Origin of the sequence: Sphingomonas sp. PAMC 26621 (genome assembly GCF_000251145.1) — a bacterium.
Taxonomy (GTDB): domain Bacteria; phylum Pseudomonadota; class Alphaproteobacteria; order Sphingomonadales; family Sphingomonadaceae; genus Sphingomonas.
Map to the genome: position 1 here is coordinate 124,830 of NZ_AIDW01000004.1, position 22,711 is coordinate 147,540.

At 67.1% G+C, this 22,711-nt stretch carries 19 protein-coding genes and 1 tRNA gene; 12 read left to right on the top strand and 8 right to left on the bottom strand.

Translation table 11 applies throughout. The features are described 5' to 3' along the window. Positions 1-121 precede the first annotated feature (121 nt). The 7 genes from RI03_RS01925 (at position 122) to RI03_RS01955 (ending at position 9,124) form a co-directional block, all read left to right on the top strand. Positions 122-2,437, top strand: a complete 2,316-nt coding sequence (locus tag RI03_RS01925) for a DUF2460 domain-containing protein (protein WP_010214797.1) — start codon at positions 122-124, stop codon at positions 2,435-2,437. After that, a complete protein-coding gene (locus tag RI03_RS01930) occupies positions 2,434-3,246 on the top strand; it encodes a DUF2163 domain-containing protein (RefSeq protein ID WP_010214798.1) in 813 nt (270 codons plus the stop codon). The genes RI03_RS01925 and RI03_RS01930 overlap by 4 nt, the downstream gene beginning before the upstream one ends. Beyond that, positions 3,243-3,656, top strand: coding sequence for a hypothetical protein (locus tag RI03_RS01935; RefSeq protein WP_010214799.1), 414 nt, complete (start codon positions 3,243-3,245; stop codon positions 3,654-3,656). The genes RI03_RS01930 and RI03_RS01935 overlap by 4 nt, the downstream gene beginning before the upstream one ends. A gap of 3 nt (positions 3,657-3,659) precedes the next feature. Further along, positions 3,660-5,849 (top strand): phage tail protein, encoded by a 2,190-nt coding sequence (locus RI03_RS01940; protein WP_010214801.1) that lies wholly within the window; start codon positions 3,660-3,662, stop codon positions 5,847-5,849. Positions 5,850-5,861: 12 nt separating this feature from the next. After that, entirely contained in the window at positions 5,862-6,365 is a 504-nt protein-coding gene (locus RI03_RS01945; protein ID WP_010214803.1) for a DUF2793 domain-containing protein, read from the top strand. 125 nt (positions 6,366-6,490) lie between these two features. Next, on the top strand, positions 6,491-7,606 hold the full coding sequence (locus RI03_RS01950) for an OmpA family protein (RefSeq protein ID WP_026046370.1): 1,116 nt from the start codon (positions 6,491-6,493) through the stop codon (positions 7,604-7,606). Between the two features lie 216 nt (positions 7,607-7,822). Further along, the gene (locus RI03_RS01955; protein WP_010214805.1) at positions 7,823-9,124 is read left to right on the top strand and encodes a UDP-glucose dehydrogenase family protein; all 1,302 of its coding nucleotides are present in this window, start codon (positions 7,823-7,825) and stop codon (positions 9,122-9,124) included. Positions 9,125-9,128: 4 nt separating this feature from the next. Here the strand turns inward: RI03_RS01955 and ygfZ are convergent, their stop codons facing one another. Continuing rightward, positions 9,129-9,911, bottom strand: coding sequence for a CAF17-like 4Fe-4S cluster assembly/insertion protein YgfZ (gene ygfZ / locus RI03_RS01960; RefSeq protein ID WP_010214806.1), 783 nt, complete (start codon positions 9,909-9,911; stop codon positions 9,129-9,131). Positions 9,912-9,922: 11 nt separating this feature from the next. Here ygfZ and RI03_RS01965 point away from each other — a divergent pair, with 11 nt between their 5' ends. Next, positions 9,923-11,254: a dihydroorotase gene (locus RI03_RS01965; RefSeq protein ID WP_010214807.1), complete on the top strand. Its 1,332-nt coding sequence runs from the start codon at positions 9,923-9,925 to the stop codon at positions 11,252-11,254. A gap of 45 nt (positions 11,255-11,299) precedes the next feature. Here the strand turns inward: RI03_RS01965 and RI03_RS01970 are convergent, their stop codons facing one another. The 4 genes from RI03_RS01970 to RI03_RS01980 all read right to left on the bottom strand — a co-directional run bounded on the left by RI03_RS01970 (position 11,300) and on the right by RI03_RS01980 (position 13,179). Beyond that, entirely contained in the window at positions 11,300-11,587 is a 288-nt protein-coding gene (locus RI03_RS01970) for a CsbD family protein (RefSeq protein WP_010161234.1), read from the bottom strand. Positions 11,588-11,687: 100 nt separating this feature from the next. Further along, positions 11,688-11,840: a hypothetical protein gene (locus RI03_RS23985; protein ID WP_170318329.1), complete on the bottom strand. Its 153-nt coding sequence runs from the start codon at positions 11,838-11,840 to the stop codon at positions 11,688-11,690. After that, positions 11,837-12,283, bottom strand: a complete 447-nt coding sequence (locus tag RI03_RS01975) for a DoxX family protein (protein ID WP_010214810.1) — start codon at positions 12,281-12,283, stop codon at positions 11,837-11,839. Before RI03_RS01975 ends, RI03_RS23985 begins: the two co-directional genes overlap by 4 nt. Further along, on the bottom strand, positions 12,268-13,179 hold the full coding sequence (locus RI03_RS01980; RefSeq protein WP_010214811.1) for a DUF1134 domain-containing protein: 912 nt from the start codon (positions 13,177-13,179) through the stop codon (positions 12,268-12,270). The genes RI03_RS01975 and RI03_RS01980 overlap by 16 nt, the downstream gene beginning before the upstream one ends. Before the next feature lie 150 nt (positions 13,180-13,329). Here RI03_RS01980 and RI03_RS01985 point away from each other — a divergent pair. Both RI03_RS01985 and RI03_RS01990 read left to right on the top strand, forming a co-directional pair. Next, positions 13,330-13,419: transfer RNA gene (locus tag RI03_RS01985), tRNA-Ser, on the top strand. 53 nt (positions 13,420-13,472) lie between these two features. Next, complete coding sequence (locus tag RI03_RS01990) at positions 13,473-14,486, top strand: transporter (protein ID WP_010214813.1); 1,014 nt, start codon at positions 13,473-13,475, stop codon at positions 14,484-14,486. Positions 14,487-14,541: 55 nt separating this feature from the next. Here RI03_RS01990 and RI03_RS01995 read toward each other — a convergent pair whose 3' ends face one another. The 3 genes from RI03_RS01995 to RI03_RS02005 all read right to left on the bottom strand — a co-directional run bounded on the left by RI03_RS01995 (position 14,542) and on the right by RI03_RS02005 (position 18,857). After that, positions 14,542-16,650 carry a M3 family metallopeptidase gene (locus tag RI03_RS01995; protein WP_010214815.1) on the bottom strand — a complete coding sequence of 703 codons (2,109 nt, stop codon included), beginning with the start codon at positions 16,648-16,650 and terminating at the stop codon, positions 14,542-14,544. A gap of 247 nt (positions 16,651-16,897) precedes the next feature. Beyond that, complete coding sequence (locus tag RI03_RS02000) at positions 16,898-17,893, bottom strand: GDP-mannose 4,6-dehydratase (protein ID WP_010214816.1); 996 nt, start codon at positions 17,891-17,893, stop codon at positions 16,898-16,900. A gap of 199 nt (positions 17,894-18,092) precedes the next feature. After that, positions 18,093-18,857 (bottom strand): metallophosphoesterase family protein, encoded by a 765-nt coding sequence (locus RI03_RS02005; RefSeq protein ID WP_010214817.1) that lies wholly within the window; start codon positions 18,855-18,857, stop codon positions 18,093-18,095. 279 nt (positions 18,858-19,136) lie between these two features. Here RI03_RS02005 and RI03_RS02010 point away from each other — a divergent pair, with 279 nt between their 5' ends. Next, a complete protein-coding gene (locus RI03_RS02010; protein ID WP_037514617.1) occupies positions 19,137-20,918 on the top strand; it encodes a DUF885 domain-containing protein in 1,782 nt (593 codons plus the stop codon). 259 nt (positions 20,919-21,177) lie between these two features. After that, entirely contained in the window at positions 21,178-22,614 is a 1,437-nt protein-coding gene (locus RI03_RS02015) for an APC family permease (protein ID WP_010214821.1), read from the top strand. Positions 22,615-22,711: the final 97 nt, after the last annotated feature.

A 22,711-nucleotide genomic window follows, 5' to 3' on the forward strand; every position in this document is an offset into this window, starting at 1 on the left:
TCGGACCGGATTTGCGGCGCGGTGGACCCTGAAACGCGTTCAGGGTGACGGTGCTCAAGCGAATTTGCGGATGACCGGCCTCCTCGCTCGAAGCGCACGGAGAGGCCCAGGGAGGACCACAATGGCCTATTGGCTCGCGACCGAACGGACGGTGCAGGAGCGCGGCGTGATCGCGCGGTTCGATCCGCGCTTCTGGACCGTCAATTTCCCGCGCCCGATGATGGCGGCGGTGACGACCACCGCGCCCGATGCGCTGCGCGTCGATGCGGTGTTCCATACGCGCGGCGATCTGGCGGGGCTGATCTGGGAGGCGGAGGACACGCACGATCATCCACTGCTGCGCTACGCGACCGCGCGCGATTTTCGCGGGTGCCAGCTGTCGTTCCGGTGGCAGTCGTCCGGCGTCATCGCGCTCGACGCGATCAACGGACCGGTGCTGACGATCGAGGGGCGCGACGCGAGCGGCGTGGCGCGGGCGTGGTATGTGCGGCTATGGAATTATGCGGAAGGGTCGCCGGACGACGCGACCGTCACGCTCGACTTCGTGGCGCTCGATGGCGGGTTCGTGCTGCCGGGGGAGGCGGACCCGGTGTGGGCGGGGGATGTCGACCGGATGTTCGTCTCGCTCGTCCCGCCAGGCTATGTCGCAGGCGGCGGTGCCCTGGCGGCCCCGGTCGAGGCGTGGGTCGCGTTGAGCGATGTCCGCTGCGACGGGTCGGGCGCGATGCTCGCGATCGGCGATGCGATCGTCCCCGAGCACGGCCTCGGGATCGCGAGCGGCTATGACGACAGTTACAATCTGACGCCCGCGCGGTTGCTCCGCAACGCGCTGCTGCTCGGGTATCGCGGGAGCATCGTCCATTATGTCGGGATGAGCCATTACATGCGGCTCGAGGCGAATGGCGGCGGCTATTATGCCAGCCTGTCGGGCGGGGTGCTCAACGTCGCGGCGGCGGCGTGGCACCGGGATTTCGCGGCCAGGGCCAGGGCGCTCGGTTATGACGTGATCTGGTCGCTCAGTTACGAACTGTTCGACGCTTATTGCTGGGGCGACTGGAAGCAGCGCGCATGGGACGGATCGCCCGCGCTGACCGGATGGTCGCCGCCATCGACCCTGTTGTCGCCCGCGCATGCCGGGGCGATGGCGTATCTCCGCGCGGTGGCGGGGGCGTTCGTCCAGATCGCGCTGGACGCCGGGCTGGCCCCCAAGTTCCAGGTCGGCGAGCCGTGGTGGTGGGTCATGCCGGATGGTCGCCCGTGCCTGTACGATGCGGCGGCGAAGGCCGCGCTCGGTGGTGCGCCGGTGCAGATCGCGACCCTTGCGAATGTGACGTTGCCGGCGGAGCGCGCATTGCTCGATGCCGCGGGGGTATTGCTGGCGGCGTCGACCGCGGCGCTGGTCGCGGCGGTGCGGGGCGTTGCGCCCGCGGTGCAGACGCATCTGCTGGTATATATGCCGACCGTGCTCGCGGGCGCGATGCCCGAGGCGAAGCGCGCGAACGTGCCGCCCGGCTGGGCGCGGCCCGCGTTCGACGTGCTCCAGCTCGAGGATTATGATTTCGTCGTGGCGGGCAATGCCGCGGCGACCACGCGCGGGGTTGCCGCGATGCAGGCGCGGCTCGGCTATGCGACGGGCGAAACGCACTATTTCGCGGGCTTCGTGCTGCGCCCGGACCAGGCGGCGGACTGGCGCGAGATCGCCGCGGCAGCGGCGGCGGCACGCGCGCGGGGGACTGCGCGGACCTTCGTCTGGGCGCTGCCGCAGGTGTTGCGTGACGGGTTCGTGCAGTTCGACCAGGGGGTCGACCAGGGGGAAGACGATATGGACGCGTTCGACGACGTGCTGTTCCCGCTCGCGCTCGGGCAGGAGGCGGAGGTCAGCCCCGAATTCTCGACCGCGATCGTGACGAGCGGGGGCGGGTTTGAATCGCGCAACGCGAGCTGGGCGGAATCGCGGACTCGCTACGATGTCGGGCCCGGCGTGCGCTCCGAAGCCGATATCGCGGTACTGCTCGGGTTTTTCCGCGCGCGGATGGGCCCGGCGCGCGGGTTCCGGCTGCGCGATCCGTTCGATGCGACGTCGGGTGCGGCCACGCCGACCCCGCTCGACCAGCGGATTGGAATAGGGGACGGAGTCACGGTGCGGTTCGCGCTGACCAAGCGCTATGGCGATGCGCTGCGGCGGATCACGCGGCCGGTGGCTGGCAGCGTCCGGGTCGCGGTCGGCAATGTTGAGACGAGCGCGTTCTCGGTCCAGGCGGGGGGATGGGTGACGCTCGACACCGCGCCGGCGGCGGGCGTGGTGGTGACCGCGGGGTTCCAGTTCGACGTGCCGGTGCGTTTCGCCGAAGACCGGCTGAGCGTGTCGCGCGCGACCTTCCTGGCGGGCACGGCGGCGAGCGTGTCGCTGATCGAAGTGCGCGAGGACCCGGCGTGAGTTTCCTCGAGGGCACGCTGACGACGATGGCGCTGTGCTGGCGGGTCGAGCGATGCGACGGGATCGCGATCGGATTGACCGACCATGACCGCGATCTGCTGATCGACGGCCTCGTCCACCGCGCCGCGCCGGGCATGCGGCCGTCGGCGATCCGGCGGAGCGACGGGCTCGACGTCGACACGATGGATATCGCGGGTGCGCTGACGAGCAGCGCGATCACCGCGGCGGATCTGGTGGCGGGGCGTTGGGACGGCGCGCGGGTCGTGCTGTTCGCGGCGGACTGGAGCGGGGCGGATCCGACCCTGGTACCATTGGGCGCGGGGACGATCGGTGCGGTCGAGACGCGCCAAGACGGCTTCACCGCCGAATTGCGCGGGGCGAGCGCCGGGCTCGATCGACCGGTGGTCGAGCTGACGTCGGCGGAATGTCGCGCGGACCTCGGCGACGCGCGGTGTCGCGTCGCGCTGGCGGGGCGGCGGCGGATGGTGCGGGTGGTGGCGGCGGAGGGGCAGGATATTACGGTGGATGCGCTCGAGCCGACCGGCAATGCGTATGGCGGTGGCCTGCTACGCTGGATCGGCGGCGCGAACAGCGGGTTGCAGGGGGCGATCGCGGCGTCGGACGGCGCGCGCGTGACGTTGCGACGCGAGCCGGCCTTGCCGGTGCTGGTCGGCGATCTGGTCGAGCTGATCGAGGGATGCGACAAGAGTATCGCCACTTGCGCGGCACGGTTTGGCAATGCCGTGAACTTTCGCGGGGAACCGTATCTGCCGGGGATCGACCTGCTCACGCGCTACCCCGGCGCATGACGCGCGAGGACCGTGCCGTGGTCGCGACAGCGCGCGGGGCGATCGGCGTGCGGTTCCGGTTGCATGGACGCGACCCGGCCTATGGGCTGGATTGCGTCGGGCTGGCGGCGGTGGCGGCGCGCGGGGCGGGTTATTCGGGCGCGGTTCCTGGCGATTATGCGCTGCGCGGGGGCGATGCCGCGCGGATCGGTGCGCAGTTCGCGGCGGCGGGGTTCGTCCGTGGCGCGGGGGCGCAGCCGGGTGGCATCGCGCTGTTCGATAGCGGGGTCGGGCAGGTGCATCTCGCGGTGATCGTGCCGGGCGGGATCGTCCATGCCGATGCGATGCTGCGGCGCGTGGTCGAACGGCCGGGGGCGGCGCCGTGGCCGATGCTGGGATGCTGGCATCTGTCCGGTGTTCAGGAGGAATGATCGATGGCGACCCTCATACTCTCGGCGGTCGGGACGGCGATCGGTGGCCCGGTCGGCGGCGCGATCGGCGCGGTGATCGGCAATGCGATCGACCACACGGTGTTGTTCCCGGCGAAGGGGCGCAACGGACCGCGGCTGTCCGCGTTACAGGTGCAGACGTCGAGCTATGGCACGCCCCTGCAGCGCCTGTTCGGGACGATGCGGATCGGCGGCTGCGTGATCTGGTCGACCGAGCTGATCGAGAGCACCGGCAAGAGCGGCGGGGGCAAGGGGCAGCCGAGCACGACCACCTACAGCTATTCGGTGTCGTTCGCGGTGGCGCTGTCAGCGCGACGGATCGGCGGGGTGGGGCGGATCTGGGCGGACGGCAAGCTGCTGCGCGGCACGGACGGCGTGTTCAAGAGCGCGACCGGCTTCCGCCTGCATGACGGAAGCGAGGACCAGCCGGTGGATCCGTTGCTCGCGGCGGCGGAGGGCGTCGCGCTGACTCCGGCGCATCGTGGCCTTGCCTATGTGGTGTTCGAGCATTTCCAGCTCGCGGATTACGGCAACCGGATTCCCCAGTTGACCTTCGAGGTGATCGCGGACGCGGCACCGGTAACGGTCGGGAGAATCGCGACGGAACTCTCGGACGGCGTGGTCATGCCCGAAGGCGATACGCTCCTGCTGACCGGGTTTGCGGCGTACGGTGACAGCGTCCGCAGCGTGATCGAACCGCTGGCACAGGCGAGCGGGGGGTGGTTCGCGCCGGCACCTGGACTGTCGGACGACGGCTTGATCCTGCGCGGCGGGAGCGTTCCCGAGCGGGTCGTCGCGCAGGGCGACACCGTCGGCCCGGGCACCACGCAGGGGGCGAGTGGACGGAGCATCGCTGCGCTCGAAACGGTCGCGCGGCAGGTCAGCATGTCGCATTACGATCCGGCGCGCGATTTCCAGATCGGCATGCAGCGTGCACGCCGACCCGGCCCCGGCACGCGCGACGACCAGCTCGAACTCGCCGCGACGATTGCCGCCGGACCTGCGAAAACGGTCGCCGAACAGGTGCTGGCGCAGGCGGAGGCGGGCCGGGAACGACGGACCGTGACGTTCGGGCGCGCCGCGCTGGGCATCCTGCCGGGGACGCGCGTGACGATGCAGGACGTGGCCGGCGTATGGCGAGTCACGCGCTGGGCGTTCGAGCGCGAGGTGGCGACGCTGGAATGCGTGCGGCTTGCCGCGCGCACCGCCGCGGCGACCGCGAGCCCCGGACGCGTGCTTCCGGCCCCCGATATGGCGGTGGGGACCACGCTGCTGAGCGTCTTCGAAGCGCTGCCGTTCGACGATACGCTCCTGGCCGCGCCACGCCTGACGATCGTCGCGGCGGGGACCGCGCCGGGCTGGCGGCGTGCGGCGCTATTGTACAGCACCGATGGCGGCGCGCGCTGGCAGGCTGCGGGGACGACCGCGCTGCCGGGCGTGATCGGTCGGGTGGTAACGCCTCCTGCGGCGGCGAACGCCGCGCTCCTCGATCGCGGCGACGGGTTCGAGGTGGATCTTGCGCATGCCGAAATGGCGCTGTCGGGGGCGGATGCCGCCGCGCTGGGGGGCGGGGTGAACCTCGCGCTGGTCGGCGACGAGCTTCTGCAGTTTGGGAGCGCGGACCAGATCGGGGCGACGCGCTGGCGGCTTTCGCGTTTGTGGCGGGGGCGGCGGGCAACCGAAGCAGCGATCGGCACGCAGCGACCGGGGGACCGCTTCGTGCTGCTGACCCCGGAAACCGCGAGCACGATCGACCTGCCGCCATCGGCGCTTGGCACCACCGTCCAGATCCTTGCGACGGGCCCGGGCGACGTCGCCGGACCGGCGACGGCGGCCGTGCTGGTCGGCGGGACGTCGGTCGTGCCGCCGTCCCCGGTCCTGCTGCGGTCGCGCGAGACCGGCGATGGGTCGGTGGCGGTGACCTGGGTGCGCCGCAGCCGTACGGGATGGCACTGGGTCGACGCTGTCGATGCGCTGATCGCCGAGGAGCGCGAGGCGTATCGCGTCACGCTCGGGGCGGGGGGCAATACCCCACGCGACATTGTGGTTTTCGAACCCGGCATCGTGCTCGCCGTCGATGACCGGCGGGGGGGAACGAATGTTGCGGTGCGGCAAACGGGTGCCAACGGAGAGTCACGCGCCGCCGAGATCCACATCCCTGCCTGGACCGCCTGAAGGAGCATCACGATGAGCGACGATACCACCCCGCGCCTGGCGCTGCCGTTTTTGCAGACGGGCCAGGCGCAGAAAGAGCTGACGCACAACGAGGCCTTGGCGCTGCTTGATGTTGCAGTGCAACCAATTGTCGAGACGATTGGCCTGACGGCGCCCCCCGCCGCTGCCACGCCCGGGCAGTGCTGGGTCGTCGGGACTGCCGCGACTGGCGCGTGGACCGGTCGCGACAACGCACTTGCGGCATGGACGAGCGGCGGCTGGCGGTTTCTGGCGGCGATCGAGGGAATGGCTGTGTGGTCCCGCGCCGATACGACGGTTGCGCGCTATCTTCAGGGGCATTGGGAAGTCGGCTCAGTCCGTGCGCAGCAGGTGCTTATCAACGGGATACGGGTCATCACGGCGCGTCAGCCAGCGATCGCACCGGTGTTCGGCGGCACTGTGATCGACATTCTGGCGCGCCGCGCTATCACGAATATTATCACGACTTTGCAACAGCATGGCCTGATTGAAACGTGATACGATGAGGCCCTTTCTGTGGCATATCGGCAACAGATCCGGCGATTTGTTCGCTTGCGCGGAAACCTTCTGTTGGGTAGGGAGTTTGCGCTGTCCGAGTGACAACCAGAAGAAGGGGTTTTTTTATGCGGAAGCTAGCCGTTGCCATGGCGCTTGCGACCACTGCTCTCGCCACACCTGCCCTCGCCCGCGATAATTCGTGGTACGTCGGCGTCGAGGGTGGCGGCATGATCGTGGAAGACGTTAAGTTTGATATCGCTGGCGCGAACAACGCCGGCACGGTTGATCACCATTACGGCTACGACGTCGATGGCACGATCGGCTACGACCTCGGCATGTTCCGTGTTGAAGCAGAGGTCGGCTACAAGTCGGCAGCAGTCGATGCGTACCGTACGTCGGTCACCACCCCGTCGGGCGTTGCCAATGGCAGCTTTGCTCCGGGCAACTTCAACGGTGCAACCGGCCGTACCTCGGCGCTCAGCTTCATGGTCAACGGCCTGCTCGACTTCGGTGACGATGACGGCATCCAGGGCTTCGTTGGCGGCGGTGTCGGCGCAGCACGCGTCAAGGGTCGTTACGAGATCGCTGCGAACTCGCAGTTCCTGAACGACAGCGACACGGTCTTCGCTTACCAGGGTCTGGCCGGCGTTCGTGCGCCGATCACCAGCCACATCGACGCGTCGTTGAAGTATCGCTTCTTCACCGCCGACAAGGTCAAGCTGGTCGACATCTCGGGTCGTCAGTTCGAGAGCAAGTTCCGTACGCACAGCCTGCTCGCAGGTCTGACGTACAACTTCGGTGAGCCTGCAGCTCCCCCGCCGCCGCCGGAGCCCGCTGCTCCGCCGCCGCCGCCGGAACCCGCAGCTCCGCCGCCCCCGCCGGCACCCGTTTGCTCGCCTGGTCCGTTCATCGTGTTCTTCGAATGGGACAAGTCGGACGTTACGCCTGAGGCAGCCGGCATTCTCGACAACGCGATCGCCCAGTACCAGAACTGCGGTAACGCACGTGTTATGCTCGCAGGTCACACCGACCGTTCGGGCGCGGCATCGTACAACGTTGGTCTGTCGCAGCGTCGCGATGACTCGGTCCAGGCTTACCTGACCGCGCATTCGATCCCGGCTGGCGTGATCACCTCGGAAGCGTTCGGTGAGAGCCGTCCGCGCGTCGAGACCGCCGATGGCGTTCGCGAAGTCCAGAACCGTCGCGTGGAAGTCACGTACGGTCCGGGTTCGGGCAACTAAGCTCGAGGCCTTTGGGCACGGAAATTGGGGAGATCGGCCACGGCCGGTCTCCCTTTTTCTTTGTCTGCCGAAGATGAGCGGTCCAACCACGTCGCTTCATCGCCCGGTGGCTGGCAATTATGCTTGCATCGGCTAAACGAGGGTTTGCACGATGTCCGCGAATAGGTGGCATCACGGAAGCCGCCATGCCGGCGCGATGGGTTCAGGGGATACGCGATGCGGATTACGATGATCGGGTCGGGCTATGTTGGCCTGGTGTCCGGGGCATGCTTCTCGGATTTCGGCCATGAAGTGATTTGCGTCGACAAGGACGAAACCAAGATCGCCGCGCTCGAGGCGGGGCGGATGCCGATCTTTGAGCCTGGGCTCGATACGCTGGTCGCGACCAACGTCGCGGCAGGCCGGCTGCGTTTCACGACCGACCTGCAGGCCGCGGTCCGCGGCGCGGACGCGGTGTTCATCGCGGTCGGCACCCCATCGCGGCGGGGCGACGGCCATGCCGACCTGACCTATGTCTTCGCCGCGACGCGCGAGATCGCGGAGGCGATCGACGGTCCGGTGGTGGTCGTGACCAAGTCGACCGTGCCCGTAGGCACCGGCGACAAGGTCGAGGAGATCCTGCACGAGCTGGCGGGTGATTTCCCGATCGCGGTCGTCTCCAACCCCGAGTTCCTGCGCGAGGGCGCCGCGATCGGCGACTTCAAGCGCCCCGACCGGATCGTGATCGGCACCGAGGACGAGCGCGCCAAGGGCGTGATGCGCGAAGTGTATCGCCCGCTCTACCTCAACGAGAGCCCGATCCTGTTCACCGGGCGGCGGACGTCCGAGCTGATCAAATATGCCGCGAACGCGTTTCTCGCGACCAAGATCACGTTCATCAACGAAATCGCCGATCTGTGCGAAGCGGTCGGAGCGAACGTCCAGGACGTGTCGCGCGGGATCGGGCTCGACAACCGGATCGGGTCGAAGTTTCTCCACGCCGGCCCGGGTTATGGCGGCTCGTGCTTCCCCAAGGACACGCTCGCGCTGCTCAAGACCGCCGAGGATTACGAGACGCCCGTCCGGATCGTCGAGGCGGTCGTGCAGGTGAACGACAACCGGAAGCGCGCGATGGGGCGCAAGGTCATCAAGGCGCTCGGCGGCGACGCCAAGGGCAAGACCGTCGCGATCCTCGGGCTCACGTTCAAGCCCAACACCGACGACATGCGCGACGCGCCGAGCCTGGCGATCGTCCAGAGCCTGCTCGATGCGGGCGCGACGGTCCGTGCGCACGACCCCGAGGGGATGGAGAGCGCAAAGGCGATGATGCCCGCGATCACCTATTGCCGTGATGCCTATGAGGCGGCGACGGGGGCGGATGTCGTCGTGATCGTGACCGAATGGGATACCTACCGCGCGCTCGACATCAAGCGATTGGGGACGATCATGGCGGACAAGGTGATGGTCGACCTGCGCAACGTCTATCCCGCTGTCGACGTCGAAAAGGCGGGGTTCGCCTACAGCTCGATCGGTCGCTGACGGGTCAGACGGGTTCTGGCATGGCGAGCGCCGTCGCGAGCCATGCCGGGACGCGTGCATCGCCCAGCGCCTCGACGCGCCTGAGCTCGACCATCAGGCCGAGGTCCGGATAGGTTGCACGGGTCCGCTCGCCGGGTTCGGCCAGCGGCGCGACGACGAGCCGCCGGTTGACCTTGGCGCGGTGATGCATCCGCGCGGTGTTTTCCTGGCCGGTGTAGCAGCCCTTGGTAAAGCTGACGCCGTTGAGCTCGCGCGCGTTCGCCTCGAGCCACAGGGTCTGGTCGGTGCCGAGTTCCTGCTGGCCCTCGGTGACGCCGAGCGACAGGCGGTGCGCGTGCCAGCCGTCCGTCGGTTCGGCGGGTTCGCCAAGCCAGCGGTGTCCCAGATCCGCAAGGCGAGGGTCCGCGACACCCTGGCCCGACTCGCGCGACCAATGGACCGCGCCCGCGACCGGTTCGATCGTGATCGCGCGCCGTAGCCGGTACATCGACAGACGCTTGGCGAGCGCCTCCGCCGCGCTTGCCTCGCAATCGATCAGGATTGCGGTATCGTCCGCCCACAGCAGGAAATCGAACAGCGCCTTGCCCTGCGGCGTCAGCAATCCCGCCCAGCGTGGCGCGGCGGCGTCGAGCGTCGCGACATCCTGCGTGATCAGCCCCTGGAGGAAGCCGCGGGGATCGTCGCCGGCGACGCGGAGCAGCGCGCGATCCGCGAGCATCGTGCCGGTGGACGCGGGAAGGGTGGTTTCGGTCATCCCGACGAGATAGGACGCCGTGAGGCTTTGCATAAGAGGCAGTGATGGCAGCGTACGATCTGATCCTGAAGAATGGCACGGTGCATTTGCCGAGTGGCCCGGCGCGCACCGACGTGGCGGTAACCGGCGGACGGATCGTCGCGCTCGGCAGCTTTGCGGCAAGCGAGGCGGGCGAGACGATCGACTGCACCGGGCTCGACGTGATGCCGGGCGTGATCGACACGCAGGTCCATTTCCGCGAGCCCGGGCTCGTCCACAAGGAAGACCTCGAGAGCGGGGCGCGCGCGGCGGTGCTTGGCGGGGTGACCGCGGTGTTCGAGATGCCCAACACCAAGCCGAACACCGATTCGGCGGAAGCGATCGGCGACAAGCTTGCGCGCGCGCATCACCGGATGTGGTGCGACCACGCCTTCTACGTCGGCGCGACCAACCATAATGCCGCCGATCTCGCCGAGCTGGAGCGCTTGCCGGGGACCGCGGGGGTCAAGATCTTCATGGGTGCCTCGACCGGCGACCTGCTCGTGTCAGAGGACGCGCGGCTCGCCGAGGTGCTGGCATCGGGGCACCGCCGCGTCGCGATCCATGCCGAGGACGAGGCACGGATGAATGCGCGCGCGGGGGAGCGGATTCCCGGGGACGCATCGTCGCATCCGGTGTGGCGCGACGACGAGAGCGCGCTGCTGGCGACCCGCCGGATTCTGGGGCTCGCGCGCGCCGCACGGCGGCGGATCCACGTGTTGCACGTGACGACCCCGGCCGAACTCGAATTGCTCGGGCAGAACAAGGACATTGCGAGTTGCGAGGTGACTCCGCAGCATCTCACGCTGGCTGGGGAAGAGGCGTATCCGCGGCTGGGCACGCTCGCGCAGATGAACCCGCCAATCCGCTCGGGCGTGCACCGCGACGGCTTGTGGCACTGGTTGCAGCAAGGAGTCGTCGACATCCTCGGGTCGGACCATGCGCCGCATACGCTCGAGGAAAAGGGCAAACCGTATCCCGACAGCCCGAGCGGAATGCCGGGGGTGCAGACGCTGCTGCCGCTGATGCTCAACCATGTCGCGGAGGGGCGCACGACGTTGCAGCGCGTGATCGATCTGACCAGCGCAGGGCCGCAGCGGGTGTTCGGACTTGTCGGCAAGGGGCGGATCGCGGTCGGCTACGACGCCGATTTCACCGTGGTCGATCTGAAGGCGCGCTGGACGATCGAGCAGGAGTGGCTCGCGTCGCGCTGCGGCTGGTCGCCGTTCACCGGGATGACCGTGACGGGGAAGCCGGTCGGCACGATCGTACGCGGTCACCGGGTGATGTGGGAGAATACGCTGGCCGAGGCCGCGATCGGCGAACCGATCCGGTTCGAGGCGATCGAATTCGGTTGATCGAGTGAAGCGGGTGGACCGGCGAACCGCTCCACCCGTCTCGACTTACTTCTTGCCGCGCAGCGTGTTGATCAGCGCGAGGCCGATCGTGCCGACGAGCGCTGCGGTCGCCCATGGCTTGGCACGGGCGAAATCGCGCGCCTGCTGGACGAGCGGGCCCGGGCCGGTCGCGATCGCGTCCTGGACGCCGCCGATGGCCTTGTTGACCGTGCCGGTAACCTGATCCGCGATGCCTTCGCCCTGCAGCTTCGAGCTGCCGGTCAGATTGCCCGCTGCTTCCTTGAGCGAACCGGTGACATTCTGGGCATCGCCCTTGAGGGAGGTCTCGTTCATCACAGTGTTCCTTTCATCCATGGCCACGCCGTCAGGGCATGGTTCGGAAGCGCAACGGTTGAAACGCGCGCTGGTGCCATCAAAAAAACGATCGCGCGTACTACTTGTCGGTGAAGCGCTTGACCTTAACCGGCAGGTCCTTGCCCTTGGTACGGCGCGAGGGGACCTGGACCGGGTGCTTCTTCTTCCACTCCGCAAAAGTCATTGGGCCATCGGGGGTGTCGATCAGGATCTCGTCGGTCGGTTCGGTCATGCGCGGGGCTTTCGAGCGGTAAAGGGCCAGTCGATCACTCGCCCGGCGAACAGCGCCCACCAGACGATCACCGGTTGAAACGCCAGACGCGGGATATGGTACCACAGGCTGAGCCCGCCGGTGCCGTGCGCGATGTAATCGGCAGCGTGCTTGATGTTCGCGGGGTAGACGCACACTGCATAGAGCGCGAGCATCACCCCCGCCCACCAGCGTAGCCGCGGCACGAACAACGCGATCGCACCCGCGATTTCGCACAGGCCGGTTGCCTGAATCACCTGTGGCGCGAAGGGGACCCACGCGGGGGTGATTCCCAGGAACGGCGCGGGGATCGCAACGTGCAGCACACCCGCCGCAAGATACGCCACCGCCAGGATCGCGCGCAGGACCTGCCGGGTTAGCAGCGCGCTGGACGGACCCTGGTCCGCCGTCAGAACGGGAACCACTTCGAGGTCTTGTTGAACTTCATGTAGCCGAGATTGACCCCCTGCCGCCAGCCGACGCCCAGCCGGATCGGGATCAGCACGGTGTTGCCGCGGCGTAGATAGGTCGCGGCAAACCCGCCGACGAAATAGACGCGGCCCTCGGCTGCCGGGAAACGGTGGAACAGTTCGGCCGAGTCATACAGGTTGTAGACCAGCACGAACACCTTGTTGGCATCCCCGCCAAGATCGAAGCCGACCGACGGGCCGGTCCAATAGACCGGCTGCTGGCCCTCGACCTTGTGGAACATCGTGCCCTTGCCGTAGCGCAACCCGACGACGATCGCGCCCGACGCCTCGCGCCCCGAGATATAGGCGTTCGGCTGGCCCTGTTCCTTGAGCGTGCGCTCGAGGATCCCCGCGAGCCCGGATGCGCCCTTGCCGAACGTGCCCTCGGCGGCGACGAGGATTTCGCTTTGCTTGAAGGTCTCGCCTTGTGCCGCGGCGGCATCTGCGCCGGCGCGCGCGCCATCCTGCGCGGCGATGTCGGCGGGGCTTTGCTGGGGCGGCGTCGTGGGATCGTTCGCAGGGGGATCGGGATAGCGTGGCGAGCCTGTCGGCGCTGCAGCCGGGGCTGGCGATTCCGTATCCTGCGGGTAGGGCGGGGGGGAATCCGAACTGGGCGGATAGGCGTTTTGGACCGGCTCCGTTGCGCCCTGGACGGGGGCGGGCCGGGACTGGGCTCGTGGTGATGGGTTCTGCGAGGTCGAGCGCGCGGGCTGTGCCGGTGCGAGATCCGAATCGATCGACTGGTTCGGATCGATCGTTCGCACCTGCGCCGCGAGCGGGGCTGTTGCCAGCATGACAGCGAGCATGGCCCCTGCCTTCGGGACCGCAAACCAACCCACGCGCATCGTCATTCTCCCCAACGTCCCGCATCTCTAGCGCCGGATCATATGACGCGCCAATGAACGCCGCGCCAGTCCGAGTCGAATTCACGGTGGTTGATGCGCAAACCGGCTGTTGATCACAGCGAACAGCACGGCTATAGAGCCACCTCGCCGTGACCTGGAGACGTGGGTGAGTGGCTGAAACCAACGCTTTGCTAAAGCGTCGTACGGGAAACCGTACCGAGAGTTCGAATCTCTCCGTCTCCGCCATCGGCTCTTCGGCCCAGAGCAACGCCGTACGGTTGGCCGCTTGAGGTCTCCGGTTGAAGCGACCTCTGGCAAAGTCCGACCTGAACTCCGCCCATTTCCGCAAGTCCCTGACGCTCGGCGGCAATGGCCTGCCGATTTGCATCAAGCAGTCGGTGCTTGCTCGAAGCCGCTGGTTTTTGCAGGGCGGGCGCATGAAATATGCTGCACCGAAACGAATCGCCTTGCTGGCCGCGACGATGCTTGTGGCATCGGCCGCCCCCGCGCTCGCGCAGGAAGCCGCCAAAGGCGATCCGGCGCAGGGCACGGGGCCGTTGCCGCCGAATGTCGCGCCCGACCCCACGCCGATCTGTACCGACCGGCCGAGCAAGGCGACGACGACCTGCACGGTTCCCGCCGGAGCGGTTCAGATCGAGACCGACCTCGTCAACTGGACGCGCGAGACCTCGGACGGCGTGCGGACCGATACCGTCCTGTTCACGAACCCCACGCTGAAATACGGCGTAGGCAGGCACACCGACGTCGAAGTCAACTTCGTCCCGTATGAATCGGTGCGCATGCGGATGGACGACGGTTCGGTCACCACCGATCGCGGGATCGGGGACCTGTATCTCCGCGCGAAACAGAAACTGACCGTCGACAAGTCGAAGACCCAGGTCGCGCTGGTCGGATTCGTCAAGGCGCCGACCGCCGGGTCGACACGCGGCAACGGGCATTGGGAGGGTGGGGCGGTCGTCCCGGTGAACATCCCGCTCCCCTTCGACTTCACGCTGACCACCAGTCCGGAACTCGACATTTCCGCTGACCAGTCGATGGGGAATGGCAATCATGTCGAACTCGCCAACCTGATCAACCTGGCGCACCCGGTCGGCAAGAAAGCGACGGTCTACGCCGAACTGTGGACCAAGGAGAGCTTCGAGCCGCGCATGAATACGCAGCAATATTCGGTGGATTTCGCAGCGGCCTACCAGCTTACCAAGACGCTCCAGCTGGACGCCTCGGCCTATATCGGCCTCAACCGCGAAACCCCCGGGCTGCAGCTCTATACGGGAATCTCGACGCGCTTCTAAGCGGCACGGCACGGCACGGCACTGCGCGGGTTGCGCGCGGTGCCGTGCCGCTCCGTTACGATTTCGCCGGGTTCAGTCCGTGCTTGCGCAGGAGCGGGGCGACTTGCGGGTCGTGGCCGGTCATGGCGCGGAACATGACGGTGTAATCCTGGGTATGCCCGCGCGACAGGATCAGGTCGCGGAAGCGCTGCCCGTTCGCGCGTGTCATCCCGCCGTGCTGCTCGAACCAGTCGTAGACGTTCTGCTGGATCATGTCGGTCCATAGATAGGCGTAATAGCCCGCGGCATAGCCCGAGCCCCAGATGTGCGCGAAGTAGCTCGTGCGGTAGCGTGGCGGGACGTGCGCGGCATCCAGCCCGGTCTCGCTCAGCGCCTTCGCCTCGAACGCGTCGACGTCGGTCGGCACCGCGGCTGCCGGGACCGAGTGCCACGCCATGTCGAGTTGCGCCGCCGCGAGCGTCTCGCCGAAGCTGTATCCCTGGTTGAACGTCTCGGCGCGCTTGATCTTGTCGACCAGCACCTGCGGCATCGCTGCGCCGGTCTGATAATGATGCGCGTAATGCGCGAGCACGCGCGGTTCGAGCGCCCAATGCTCGTTGAACTGCGACGGGAATTCGACGAAATCGCGCGCCACAGCGGTGCCCGACAGCGTCGGATAGGTCTGGTTTGCGAACAAACCGTGCAAGCCGTGGCCGAATTCATGGAACATCGTCCGCACGTCCGAGAACGTCACCAGCCCGGGCTGGCCGTCCGCGGGCTTGGTAAAATTGGCGGTGTTGGAGATGACCGGCCTGGTCCCGAAGATCTTCGCCTGGCGGACGAAGATGTTCATCCACGCGCCGCCCGACTTGTTGTCGCGCTTCCAATAGTCGAAATAGGCGAGCCCCAGCGGCTTCCCGCTTTCCTCGAACACCTCGTACACACGAATGTCGGGATGATAGGTCGGGATGTCGGTCCGCCGCTTGAACGTTACCCCGTACAGTTGCGTGGCGGCATAGAAGACGCCGTTCTCGAGCACGTTCCAGATCTCGAGATATGGCTTGGTCTCGTTGAGATGGAGGTCGAACTTCGCCTTGCGGACCTTTTCCGCGTACAACGCCCAATCCCAGGGTTCGAGCTTGAAACCGCCCTTGTCCGCATCGATCGCCTGCTGAAGCTCGCCGACCTGCACCGCCTGCGCGGCGGCGACGGGGGCGTCGAGCGCGTTGAGGAAGCCGCGCGCGGTGTCGGCGGTCTTGGCCATCTGCTCCGCCAGCGAATAGTCCGCCCAGGTCTTGAAGCCGAGCAGATTGGCCTTGCGGGTCCGCAGCGCGATGAGTTGCAGGATCGCCGCGCGGGTATCAGTAGCGTCGCCCTTTTCTGCGCGCGTCCAGCTCTGGTCGAACAGCGCCTTGCGCGTCGTGCGGTCGGTGAGGGACTCGAGCGCCGGCTGGCCGGTCGTGTTCTGGAGCGACAGCAGATACTTGCCCGGCAGCTTGCGGTCGGCGGCGTCGCGCGCGGCGGACTGGACCTCGCCTGCCGACATTCCGGCCAGCTTCGCCGGATCGTCAAGCACCAGCGCCCCCGCCTTGGTGGCGGCAAGCAGCCGCTGGCGGAAGGCGATGCCGGCGGTCGAAATCTGCTTGTTGAGGTCGCGCAGCGTAGTCTGGTCGGCAGCGGAAAGTTGCGCGCCGGCGCGGACGAACGTCTTGTAATAGTCCTCGACCAGCATCGCCTGTTCGGCATCCAGCTTCAACGACGCCTTGCGATCGTACAGCGTTTTCACGCGCGCAAACAGCTTCGGGTCGAGGTAGATCGTGTCGCCATAGGCTGCGAGCTTGGGGGCGAGCGCCGCCTGCGCGGCTTGCAGCGCCGGATTGGTGTTCGCCTGCGTCACCTGCCCGAAGGCCGATTGGGCGCGCGCCAGCATTTGCCCCTGGCGTTCCATCGCGAGGATCGTGTTGTCGAAGGTCGGCGCCGCGGGATTATCGGCGATGGCGCGCACTTCGGCGAGGCTTTCGGCGATCCCCTGCTCGATCGCCGGCTGATAATCGCCATCCTGGATCTTGTCGAACGGCGGCGCCTGATAGGGCAGGGTGCTGCGTTGCGCGAACGGATTGGCGGCCTCGGCAGGAGCAGTGCCGATCACGGCGGCAACAGTGGCAAGCAGGAACGTACGACGCATGTTCAGTCCTTTCGGGATGGGCGGACGCTAGCGAAGGGGGCCGTGGCTTGTCGACCCTGGCCGACCAAACCGTCCTGGAATTGTGGTGGGCACGCGGTGCTGGCCGCTCTTGCGCAGGTCGCGCCACTGGAGCGATACAACGCGTGCGTTCCGGTTTTCGTCTTGCGGACGATGGAGCTGTTACTGCCGAACGTCGGGCCGGGTTCCGTGCAGACCATGGCGCAGCGCGGGACCAGTTCCGGGCCGGTCAAAGCCCGTGATAGTCGCGATACCAGTCGACAAAGCGGGGGACGCCTTCCGCAATGGTGGTGCGGGGTTCGTAGCCCAGATCGCGGTGGATCGCGCTGATGTCGGCAAAGGTGTCACGCACGTCGCCCGGTTGCATCGGCAGGAGGTTGCGCGTCGCCGTCTTTCCGCACGCCTGCTCGATCAATGCGATCATCTCGCCGAGGTCTTCCGAGCGACTGTTGCCGATATTGTAGATCCGGTGCGGGCTGATGCTGCCGCCGGCCTTGACCGTCCCGTCGTCAGCGGGCGGCGAATCGAGGCAGGCGATGATCCCGGCAACGATGTCGTCGATATAGGTGAAGTCGCGGCGCATCCGCCCCTCGCCGAAGACATTGATCGGGCGACCTTCGTAGATCGCCTTGGTGAACAGCCACATCGCCATGTCGGGGCGGCCCCAGGGGCCATAGACGGTAAAGAAGCGCAGACCCGTCTGCGGCAGGCGAAACAGATGCGCGTAGGTCTCGCTCATCAGTTCGTCCGCTTTCTTGGTCGCCGCATACAGCGACAGCGGGTGATCGACCCGATCCTCGACGCGGAATGGCAGCGTGTCGTTCCCGCCATAGACCGAGGACGACGAGGCGTAGACCATATGCTCGACCGTACGATGCCGCGCGACCTCGAGCAGGTTGAGATGCCCCGCGAGGTTCGACTGGAGATAGGCGCGCGGGTTCTCGATCGAGTAGCGGACGCCCGCCTGCGCGCCGAGGTGGACGATCCGGTCGAACGCCTGACCGTCGAGTGCGGTGTCGAGCGCCTCATGGTCGGAGAAATCGACCTGTGCGAAGGTGAACGCGTCGCCCGCCTCCGCGAGCAGCGCAAGGCGGGCGTGTTTCAGCGAGACGTCGTAATAAGCGTTGAGGTTGTCGATCCCGAACACGGTATCACCGCGCGCCAGCAGGACGCGCGCGACGTGGCAGCCGATGAATCCGGCGACACCGGTGACGAGAATCCGCATGCGATCACTCCTGTTGGTGCCGCCTCGTAGAGAAGGACGGGGTGGATCGGCAAGCGCGATGGTGGGCGGATGATATCTCGACAATCGCTACAGTGTCGGTGTGCGTGTGCTTGAGGACGTGCCTGCGCCCGATAGTTGGCGCGAGGACCCGCAGACTATCGCTTGGGGAGGCGTATCTGGATCGCCGCGGGAAAAGGCATCAGCTCGTCTGCAGGAAGCGGATCATGCTTTGCTCGACGACGATCGCGGTCAACACGTCGGTGCGATACGCACCGGTATCGATCCCGATCCGGTTGGCGCGCCGTTCGACCCCGTCGCTGATCGTGTGGCCGTGCACCACGAGGAATCCGTGGTCGTTCGCGTCGGTCAGGAACGGGGCGCGGATCCAGCGCAGGTCCCGCGGTTGCTGCGCCTCGATCGGCACGCCGGGGCGGATCCCGGCATGGACGAACAGGTAATCGCCGAAGCGGAAGGTGTCTCCGAACGTCTTCAGGAACGTCACATGCTCGGGCGGAATCGCGGCGGTCAGCACTTCGGCGATCTGCGCCTCGCTCATCCCGGTCAACGCCGAGGGGGAGACGCCATAGCTTTCGGCACAGGCATCGCCGCCAAAACCGAGCCAGTCATAGGCCAGCCCCGGCTCACCCGCGAGCACGCGCAACAGGATCTCTTCGTGATTGCCGAGCAGGAACAGCGCTTTCGCCGGAAAATGCTGAAGGGTGCGCAGCCGTTCGATGACGCCCGCCGAATCCGCGCCGCGGTCGATCAGGTCGCCGAGGAACACCAGTCCGATCGTTTCGACGGGATGGTGCGCGATATCGTCCGCAATCTGCGCAAGCAGATCCTCGAGCAGATCCAGCCGCCCGTGGATATCGCCGACGGCATAGACGCGCTGGCCTTCGGGGCCCGAGAAGTCGCGGGGGGCGATGTTGGCGGAGACGCGACGAAACAGTTTCTGGAACAATCCAACCTCGAACGATGCGCACCGAATGTCCGGACCCGCTGTATATAGGGTGTGCGAACGTTTGTATCGTCGACACCTCGCGGTCGTCTGGCAGCATGCACGCGGGTGCAAGCACATTCGTGATTTCGACGGTTCGACCCCGGCACGAAACAGGCGGGAGAAGTGGTTGCAATCCGCCATCGACTTGGATGCCCATCGCACGACGGACTGCGAATTTGCCGGGCGCGATTGCGTTGTTTCAGCGTGCGCGCGACAAGCGGGCTTTCCAAGGAGAATTCGATGCGTCTTGCCTTCGCCCTGATCGTGTTGCCGGTCGTGCCCCTCCTCCAGGCAAATGCCCCGGTCCCGCTCCAGACGGCGCAGGCCCCTTCGCAGGACGCGGCCCTGCTGCAATTTCTCGATCGCGCGTTTGACGCGCAGGTCGCGCTCAGCCCGGAACGGCAGACCGAGCTCGGGCTCAAGACCGACTATGACCGGCTCGACGATTATACCGATGCGGCGACGGTGCGTGCACAGGCGCTCGAAGAACAACAGCTGAAGGCGCTGCACGCGCGGTTCCGCCCCGAGCAACTCGGCGAGAATGCGCGGGTCAGCTACCGATTGTTCGAGGATCGCGTTGCGCGCGACCGGGACTCGTTCCGGTTTCGCACGTTGCGCTTTCCGGTTTCGACCAACGGAAGCCCGGCGGGCGATATTCCGGTGATGCTGATCAACAACCACAAGATCGACACGGTCGCCGACGCGCGCGCCTATATCGCGCGGCTGCGCGATACCGAGCGGGTGATGACCGAGGTCGCCGCGACGATGCGGTCGCAGGCGGCGGCCGGCATTATCCCCAACAAGGTCAATTTCGCCCCCGCGCGCGCCGATGCGCACGCGGTCATCACCGGTGCGCCGTTCGACGGCGGGGCGGATTCGTCGTTGCTCGCGGACTTCCGCAAGAAGGTCGGCGCGCTCGACGCGCCCGCCGCGACCAAGGCGACGTTGGTGGCGGACGCCCAGGCGGCGCTCACCGGCCCGTTCCGCCGCGGCTATGGCACGTTGTTCGCCGCGCTCGACGCGGTCGAGCCGTTGTCGACGGGCAATTACGGCGCGTGGCACCTGCCCGACGGCGCGGCTTATTATGCCGACCAGCTCAAGAACGCGACGACCACCACCCTCACGCCCGACCAGGTCCATGACCTCGGGCTGCGGCAGGTCGCGTCGATCCGGCAGGAGATGGAAGCGATCAAGCGCCAGGTCGGCTTCACCGGCACGCTCGAACAGTTCTTCACCAAGATCCGCACCGACCCGCAGTTCAAATATCCCAACACGCAGGCGGGGCGCGATGCCTATCTGGGCGATGCGCGCGCGGTGATCGCGTCGGTGATGGTCGCCGCGCCGCGCTATTTCCGGGTGTTGCCCAAGATCCCGCTCGAGGTGCGCGCGGTCGAGAAATGGCGCGAGGGGACCGCGTCGACCGCCTTCTACAACCCGCCCTCGGCGGATGGATCGCGCCCCGGCATCTATTACGTCAACCTGGTCGACATGAACCAGACGCAAAAGGTCCAGGTCGCCGGTATCGCCGCGCATGAGGGCGCGCCCGGCCACCATTTCCAGCTCGCGCGGCAGCAGGCGCTGACCGACCTGCCCAAGTTCCGCAAGTTCGGCTTCTATGGGGCTTACGGCGAGGGCTGGGGCTTGTATTCGGAACGGCTCGCGGACGAGATGGGGGTTTATAAGGATCCGTATTCCCGCTTCGGGATGCTGTCGCTGCAGGTATGGCGCGCGATCCGGCTGGTGCTCGATACCGGCATCCATTCCAAGCACTGGACCCGCGAGCAGGCGATCGCCTATTTCAAGGCGAACAGTTCGGTGTCGGACAAGGACATCGCGCGCGAGGTCGACCGCTATTTCAACTGGCCCGGGCAGGCGACCAGCTACATGGTCGGGCAGCTCAAGATCACCGAACTGCGCAAACGTGCGGAGAAGGCGCTTGGGCCGCGGTTCGATATTCGCGATTTCCACGAGGCGGTGCTGAGCCAGGGGTCGCTACCGCTCGACGTGCTGGATGAGCGGTGAACCGCTATATCGCGGCGAAGCGGGGGTAGCGAGGGGAAGCGCTTCGATCCAGAAACCGCTTCCCCGGCGGAGGCCGGGGCCCAGTCGGGATGGCCGAGGTAACGAAGCGCGGTCCTCACCTTCGGCGTCTCGCTCCTGGGCCCCGGCCTTCGCCGGGGAAGCGCTTCTGTGGGACGGGTGGTCGCGTGCTTTCGCGGCGGGGGAAACGGCCCTATGCGAGCGGCTTGGGCCCATGACCCGGCCAGGAAGGACCGCCGCCTTGACGACCAGACCGACCCTGTGGACGACGCTGTTCCGCTGCAAGCCCGTCGCCGACTTCGTCGTGGCCGGAGAAGGGCATAGCCACGGCCTCGGGCGCAAGTTCGGGTTGTTTCAGCTGACCATGCTAGGCGTCGGCGCCACCATAGGCACCGGGATCTTCGTCGCGCTCACCACTGCGGTGCCCGAGGCGGGGCCGGCGGTGAGCGTGTCGTTCGTCATCGCCGGGATCACCGCAGCGCTGACCGCGCTGTGCTATGCCGAACTGGCGTCGGCGGTGCCGGTGGCGGGGTCTTCTTACTCTTATGCCTATGCAACCATGGGAGAATTGGCCGCCTTCCTGATCGGCGCGTGCCTGTTGCTCGAATATGGCGTGTCGGCCTCGGCGATCGCGGTGGGGTGGGGGCAGTATCTCAACGAGGCGCTAAGCCTCACCACCGGCTGGCGAATTCCCGATGCGATCGCGCGGCCGCCGGGGGCGGGCGGGGTGGTCAACCTGCCCGCGGTCGTGCTCGTCGGCCTGTGCCTGACGCTGCTGCTGCGCGGCGCAAAGGAGTCGACCAGCGTCAATGCGGTGCTGGTTCTGCTCAAGCTTGCGGTGCTTTTGCTGTTCGTCTGCGTCGCTTTCGCGCATTTCAATACCGATAATCTCCATCCGTTCGCGCCGAAGGGGCTGATCGGGATCGGCTCGGCGGCGTCGTCGATCTTCTTCTCCTACATCGGGATCGACGCGGTCTCGACCGCGGGCGAGGAGGTCGACAATCCGCGCCGCAACCTGCCGCTCGCGATCATCCTGTCGCTGCTGATCGTCACCGCCGCCTATATCCTCGTCGCGGTCGCCGCGGTCGGCGCGCAGCCGTGGACCGCGTTCAAGGGCCAGGAGGCGGGGCTCGCGGTGATCCTCCACACGCTGACCGGGGCGGCGTGGCCCGCGCTCGCGCTGTCGCTCGGCGCGATCGCGTCGATCTTCAGCGTGACCCTAGTGGTGCTCTACGGCCAGACGCGGATCCTGTATGCGATGAGCCGCGACGGGCTGCTCCCCGCCTTCTTCCGCCGGGTCGACCCGGTGCGGCAGGTGCCGCGGCAGAACACCTGGGTGGTCGCGGGCGGGGTCGCGCTGCTCGCCGCGCTGGTGCCGCTCGACGTGCTGGTCAATTTGACGAGCATGGGGACGCTGATCGCCTTCGCCTCGGTATCGATCGGCGTGATCCTGCTCCGCCGCAGCCGCCCGGACCTGCCGCGCGGCTACCGCGTGCCCTTATACCCTGTTCTGCCGATCGCGAGCGCCGCCTTCTGCCTGTATCTGATCGCGGGGTTGCCGAAGGACACGTATCTGCTGTTCGCGGTGTGGCTGGGCGGGGCGGCGGCGCTGTACTTCGGCTATTCGCGGCGGCGGTCGCTGCTGGCGACGGGGGCGGCGGGCGCTTCGGAAGGGTAGGGCGTCGGGCGGACGCGGGGTGCGGATCGCCCGGCGGGTCGGGCGAAACCTTGGGGTGCGGTGCTGTCAAAGAGCGGGCGGGAGCTTAGGCTTTCGG

Excerpts from the sequence above, each read along its gene's own strand:
- RI03_RS01995 (WP_010214815.1), bottom strand. The coding sequence starts at position 16,650 with ATGCGTCGTACGTTCCTGCTTGCCACTGTTGCCGCCGTGATCGGCACT.
- RI03_RS01925 (WP_010214797.1), top strand. The coding sequence starts at position 122 with ATGGCCTATTGGCTCGCGACCGAACGGACGGTGCAGGAGCGCGGCGTG.
- RI03_RS02010 (WP_037514617.1), top strand. The coding sequence starts at position 19,137 with ATGCGTCTTGCCTTCGCCCTGATCGTGTTGCCGGTCGTGCCCCTCCTC.
- RI03_RS23985 (WP_170318329.1), bottom strand. The coding sequence starts at position 11,840 with ATGACCGAACCGACCGACGAGATCCTGATCGACACCCCCGATGGCCCA.
- RI03_RS01955 (WP_010214805.1), top strand. The coding sequence starts at position 7,823 with ATGCGGATTACGATGATCGGGTCGGGCTATGTTGGCCTGGTGTCCGGG.
- ygfZ (WP_010214806.1), bottom strand. The coding sequence starts at position 9,911 with ATGCAAAGCCTCACGGCGTCCTATCTCGTCGGGATGACCGAAACCACC.
- RI03_RS01940 (WP_010214801.1), top strand. The coding sequence starts at position 3,660 with ATGGCGACCCTCATACTCTCGGCGGTCGGGACGGCGATCGGTGGCCCG.
- RI03_RS01945 (WP_010214803.1), top strand. The coding sequence starts at position 5,862 with ATGAGCGACGATACCACCCCGCGCCTGGCGCTGCCGTTTTTGCAGACG.
- RI03_RS01980 (WP_010214811.1), bottom strand. The coding sequence starts at position 13,179 with ATGACGATGCGCGTGGGTTGGTTTGCGGTCCCGAAGGCAGGGGCCATG.
- RI03_RS01935 (WP_010214799.1), top strand. The coding sequence starts at position 3,243 with ATGACGCGCGAGGACCGTGCCGTGGTCGCGACAGCGCGCGGGGCGATC.
- RI03_RS02000 (WP_010214816.1), bottom strand. The coding sequence starts at position 17,893 with ATGCGGATTCTCGTCACCGGTGTCGCCGGATTCATCGGCTGCCACGTC.
- RI03_RS01970 (WP_010161234.1), bottom strand. The coding sequence starts at position 11,587 with ATGAACGAGACCTCCCTCAAGGGCGATGCCCAGAATGTCACCGGTTCG.
- RI03_RS01965 (WP_010214807.1), top strand. The coding sequence starts at position 9,923 with ATGGCAGCGTACGATCTGATCCTGAAGAATGGCACGGTGCATTTGCCG.
- RI03_RS01950 (WP_026046370.1), top strand. The coding sequence starts at position 6,491 with ATGCGGAAGCTAGCCGTTGCCATGGCGCTTGCGACCACTGCTCTCGCC.